Annotated in this window: 4 protein-coding genes and 1 pseudogene; 2 read left to right on the top strand and 3 right to left on the bottom strand. The window is 68.4% G+C overall.

From position 1 onward, the window contains the following. The first annotated feature begins 140 nt into the window (after positions 1-140). The gene (locus tag D7X74_RS39585) at positions 141-794 is read left to right on the top strand and encodes an outer membrane beta-barrel protein (RefSeq protein WP_120538118.1); all 654 of its coding nucleotides are present in this window, start codon (positions 141-143) and stop codon (positions 792-794) included. Between the two features lie 15 nt (positions 795-809). On the opposite strand, the gene D7X74_RS39590 is transcribed toward D7X74_RS39585, so the two are convergent. The 3 genes from D7X74_RS39590 to D7X74_RS39605 all read right to left on the bottom strand — a co-directional run bounded on the left by D7X74_RS39590 (position 810) and on the right by D7X74_RS39605 (position 4430). Further along, positions 810-1382 carry a head protein gene (locus D7X74_RS39590; protein ID WP_120538119.1) on the bottom strand — a complete coding sequence of 191 codons (573 nt, stop codon included), beginning with the start codon at positions 1380-1382 and terminating at the stop codon, positions 810-812. Beyond that, entirely contained in the window at positions 1379-1876 is a 498-nt protein-coding gene (locus tag D7X74_RS44655) for a hypothetical protein (protein ID WP_233602451.1), read from the bottom strand. Before D7X74_RS44655 ends, D7X74_RS39590 begins: the two co-directional genes overlap by 4 nt. 187 nt (positions 1877-2063) lie before the next feature. After that, positions 2064-4430: a lamin tail domain-containing protein gene (locus D7X74_RS39605; protein ID WP_233602452.1), complete on the bottom strand. Its 2367-nt coding sequence runs from the start codon at positions 4428-4430 to the stop codon at positions 2064-2066. Between the two features lie 247 nt (positions 4431-4677). Here D7X74_RS39605 and D7X74_RS39610 point away from each other — a divergent pair. Beyond that, positions 4678-5019 (top strand): annotated as a pseudogene (locus D7X74_RS39610) (transcriptional regulator); the annotation flags it as partial.

Raw genomic sequence — 5019 nt, forward strand, 5'->3', positions numbered from 1 at the left:
GGGCGATTCCCCTCGCGGGCGATGCGGAAATAGACGCCTGGGTGTAAGGCCCTGGACGCGGGTGGCCGTGCCCTTGCAAATGCGCAGCGGCGACGCATCCACCCGCCGTCCGACGACGGCTTCTTTCTCCGGTGAACGACATGACTGCTCGACCCCTCATCCCCTCGCTGGTGATGTCCCTTTCGCTGTTGGCGGTGCCCGCGGTGGCGCAGGAAGCGTCCTCGGGTTCCGGGCTGGCGCTGGGCGTGCGCGCGGCGTACGGCATTCCCGTGGGTGACGCGGTGGAGGACACCTCGCTGTCCAAGACGTTTGGCAACACGGTGGCGCCGCAGGTGGACCTCTCCTACTTCTTCAACCGGCACCTCTCCCTGGGGGGTTATTTCCAGTACGGCATCGCGAAGCCCGACGGCTGCACCGAGGATGTGGAGTGCTCGAGCCGGGTGCTGCGCTTCGGCGTGGACCTGGACTACCACTTCGCGCCGGAAGGGTTCGTGAGCCCCTGGCTGGGCGTGGGCGTGGGCTACGAGTCCGGCTCCATGAAGGTGGGGGATGATCCGACGCTCGCGAAGCTGGGCCTGCAGGGGTTCGACCTGGGACACGCGCACTTCGGCTTGGACTTCCAGCTCACCCGCTCCATCGCGGTGGGGCCGTACATCTCGGCCTCGCTGGGGCAGTACTCGAAGTTGACCACGCAGGTGTTCGAGGAGTCGGAGAACAGCATCGACGTCCCCAGCGACGCGAAGTCGCTCCACGTCTGGATCCAGCCCGGCGTGCGCCTGCAGATCCGTCTGTAATCGCGCTCCCGGTGCTCACGCCTCCGACGCAGGAGGCGTGGGCGGGGGCAGGGGATACAGGACGCGGTAGTCGATGCGGTGGTGGTAGGCGGCCAGGTACGGGGCGCCGGCAATCAGGATGACGACCTGCTGCGGGGGCGTGGGCTGCTGGTGGAGCCAGGCCTCCGCTTCGGCCCTGGAATCGAATGACAGACCCGAAGGCTTGGGTCCGTCGTTCGCCATGTCCGCGAGGTAATGCTCCAGGATGATGGGAAGCGAGACCAGATGGGTCTTCCCGGTGGAGGGGACGTACATGGCGGAGTGGTAGGTGTCCGCGATCAGTACGAACGCCACCGCGGGAGGCCGTCTCCAAGCTCTCATTCCCGCCTCTGCCTCCTCCCGGGTGGCGAAGCGACCGATGGCGAGGGGGGGAGCGTACGCTTCGAGGCTCTGGACGTAGTCCTCGAAGTCGTAGGTCTGTCCGGACGTCTCGATGAAGCGGATGGCGGTCGCGGCCGCCTTGAGTGCTTCCTCGCTCCCGGGAGTGGCTGGGGCATCATCGAGTGCGATTCGCCCGAGCACTTCGATCTGGTCAAAGAGCCTCGTCATGGAAGAACCCCTGCAAGAGGATGTGAAAGATCGCCTCCGGAGTCCGTCAGGAGCAGCGCGGGTGCCAGGACGACCAACCCCGCACCCGCAGACACGACGACGAAGACAACACCCGCGATGACAACCACGCTACCGACGAGAAGCGATTCGCGGTGGCGGCTCACCCAGTCCGAGACCTCCTCAATCGAGGACAATTTCTGGGGCCGGAGCTTCTCCAGTTCAGCGCAGTCCAGGTAGGGCTGACGACACCGGTTGTTGCAGTAGTCCGCCTTGCCGCGCGGATTGCTAGCATGTCCGTACCCGCGAGGCAGCGGGCGGCTGAGGCATTCCCGCATGCACTCCAGATGCTCCGCATCGCAGTCCCGCACGGAGCGCGCGGTCCGCACGATGCGCCGGCCCTCATCCGCCTTCACGTAGCGGGCAAGCTCGGACGCCTCAGCGGGCCGCCACTCCTGCGTGAAGCTCCCGTCCGGTGACTCCCGCAGCAGCAGCACGAGTCGCGGAAGCTCCTCCGGAACTGGAGCCACCGCCCCCCGCGCCGTTCCACAGGCCGACAGCAGCAAGCACATCAAAGTGGCCGTGATGCGCATCCACACGGGGGCCGCGCTTGAGGCACGGGGTCGCGAAGTCATGCTTCCACCCAAGCAGATCCCCAGGTGGAAGTCGTGCCTCGCGGATCCGTCAGAACGCGGTGCCGTTCGCCCTGCGTCCTGGCGTCGCGAAGAGGGAGCCTACGCTGTAGCCGTAGTCCCAGGTCCCCGTGGCGCTCGCGTCAGGCTTCCGGTTGAACGAATAGCCCTGATACACATCCATGGGCGGACTCGCATACGAGTGGCTGTCCTGCACCGTGCCGTCCGCGCGCACCAGGTACACCGTGTCGCCCGCGCCGCTCTGGTTGATGCCCCGGTCGAATCTCAGACCCTGGCCCCCGTTGGACACCGTCGCGTACGTCGCGCCCTGCGGCAGCGCCGTGACACCCGAATACACCACGTACCCCTTGCCCGCCGGCAGCACCGTGCCCGTCGTGAACGTGTGCCGCGCCGCATCCGCGCCCGAATACGACTTCGCGTCGTGGATCTTCCAGCCACTCAGGTCCACCGACCCCGGCCCCGCGTTGTAGAGCTCCACGAACTGCTGGTCGTAGTCCGGCGTCGTCCCGCCCGAGACGTTGTCCGGCTGCGCCAGGTACTCGTTGATGAACACCTGCTGCGTCGGCCGCGTCATCGTGAACGTCCCGTCACTCAGGTCCGCCACGTCGGCGCGCGTCGCGTCCGCCACCCGCACCCGCGCCGTGGTCGAGGACTCGCTCGGCACCGTCCACGTGTAGCGCCCGCTCGCCGCCGACAGGTTCGTCGCCACGTCGCGCCACACCGTGCCGTCCAACGAGTACTGCACGTTCACCTGCGTCACGCTGCTCGACGTCCAGGTGATGTCGAACGTGCTGCCCGCCGCCAGCGTCTCGCCACCGTTGGGCGCCGTGACCGTCACGCTGCGCGCCTGCGCCAGCGTGCCGAAGTCGAAGCGGCTGAGGATGGGGTAGTGGTCGGACGTGGTGCCCTTGTAGTTGGTGATGGTCGGCCTGAGCACCACCGTGGAGTCCGCCACGTGGTACGGCACCAGCTCGTTCGTCACCAGCTGATGGTCGATGAACTGGGTGTTGCTCACCGTGGAGCGCACCCCCGCCTCCGACAGCGATTGCGTGAGGAACTTGTAGCGCGTCGGGTCGCTCACCAGGTTCTGGTACGGCGACGGGTTCGTCACGTAGATGGACGTGTCCACGTCGTCGTTCCAGTCCCCCACCACCAACACATTCTGCGTGGGCAGGTTCGAGTCCAGGTAGTTCTTGAGGCACACCGACGCGCCCTGCCGCCGGGCGTACGCGTCCGAATCCGCGAACGCCTTCATGTGCAGCACCATCAGCGTCAGGTCCACCTTCGTGGAGCCCCGCGTCACGCGCAGGTCCACGCGCAGCGGCGGCCGGCCAGCGAAGTTGCTGGAGCACGAGGACAGCACGACGTTCGCCGCCAGCACCTGCACCGCGTCCGTCTTGAACAGCACGCCCACCTTCTGGTCCGCCGCGCTGTAGTAGTAGTACTCGCCGCCCACCCGCACGGAGTCGCTGGCGAGGAAGCCGTCGTAGCCGGGCAGCCCCGCCTTCAGGGCGTTGAACTGGGCCTCGTCCACGATCTCCGCCACCCCCCAGATGTCCGCGCCCGCGTCCGCGAGGACCGCCGTCACGTTGGCCAGCTGCAGGGCCTCGTCGTCCGGGCCGTTGCCGGGCGTCGTGTCCCCGAACCACTCGATGTTCCAGTTGCCCACCTTCAGGGGCACCGCCGTCGCCGGGCCGGCATCCGTCGTCCCGCCATCCGTCTTCGTCCCCCCGTCCGTCGTCGTCCCGGCATCCGTCACCGGACCGCCGTCCGGCAGGTCGCCGTTCGGGGTGCGCAGGGGCAGCCGCAGCACGGCGGTGGCCTGGACGCTGTTGGCGTCCTTCACCTGGAGCGTGAACTCATACAGCGCGGGATTCTGCGGCGTGCCCGTCAGCACGCCCTCTTCGGACAGCTCCAGCCCCGGCGGCAGCGCGCCGCCCGCCTGCGACCAGGTCAGCGGGGGCGCCCCGCCGGTGGACGTGAAGGTGAAGGTGTAGGCGCTGCCCGCCGTCCCGGGCGGCAGCGGCGACACGGTGGCGATGGCCGGCGCCTCCCACGCGCGCAGCGAGTAGGCCCGCGTCTGCTGGGCGCCCTTCGCGTCGCGCACGCCCACCGTCAGCGTCCATTCACCCGCCTGCGTCGCGGGCCCCACCAGCCTCCCGGTGTCTCCATAGAAGGAGAAGCCCGGCGGCAGCGCGCCCACCGAATAGGTGAGGGGCGGCGTGCCCCCGGTCGCGGTCAACACCTGTTCGAAGGGCGCACCCACCGTCGCCGCGTGCAGCGTGACCGCCGGCAACACCGGCCCCGTCGTCTCCGGGTCATTGGAGCTACAGGCGGACAGCGACACCAGGGACGTGAGCACGACGAGCGACCAGACCGCTCGGATGGACCGCGACATAGGGAGAAGCTCCAGCACCGGAACCGCGCGATGGCGGCTTTCCGGCAGAGGGCATGCACCTTAACGTGTCTGGCAGTGGACTGTCGCGCGGGCACCCGCTTGCAGCCAGACAGGGTGGCTGACGCAACGTCACAAGGCAATCGATGGCGCATCCCGCCGTCTGCGTCTGGACAGGGCGGAAGGCTTTGCGCTCCTGTCGGACGTGCAGTTGGATGGGTTCAGGCAGCCAGAGCGGAGGAGACGGGTCATGGCCGAGAAGTGGGACAGGCAGTTGATGGACTTCCTCAAGCGCACCGGCGAGGACCTCAAGCGCACCACGGACGACCTCCGCGGTGAGGCCGAGCGTCTCCTCAAGGAAGTGAAGGACCCGGAGAAGCAGGCCAAGGTGAAGGAAGGCCTGGAACAGCTGCGCACCTGGGCCGCCGCCACCACCAAGACCGCCGCGGAGAAGATCGAGACCGCCGTGCGCCGCGTCGAGACCACCGTCGAGGAGGCCTTCAAGCCCGGCGCCACCGGCACCCCGTCCGGGTCCGGCACCGGCTCGGAGCCTTCCCCGGAGGCGCCCCCGGCCGCCGCCACCCCCCGCGCT

Source organism: Corallococcus sp. CA047B (assembly GCF_003612065.1).
GTDB classification, from domain to species: domain Bacteria; phylum Myxococcota; class Myxococcia; order Myxococcales; family Myxococcaceae; genus Corallococcus; species Corallococcus praedator.

Excerpts from the sequence above, each read along its gene's own strand:
- D7X74_RS39590 (WP_120538119.1), bottom strand. The coding sequence starts at position 1,382 with ATGACGAGGCTCTTTGACCAGATCGAAGTGCTCGGGCGAATCGCACTC.
- D7X74_RS39605 (WP_233602452.1), bottom strand. The coding sequence starts at position 4,430 with ATGTCGCGGTCCATCCGAGCGGTCTGGTCGCTCGTCGTGCTCACGTCC.
- D7X74_RS39585 (WP_120538118.1), top strand. The coding sequence starts at position 141 with ATGACTGCTCGACCCCTCATCCCCTCGCTGGTGATGTCCCTTTCGCTG.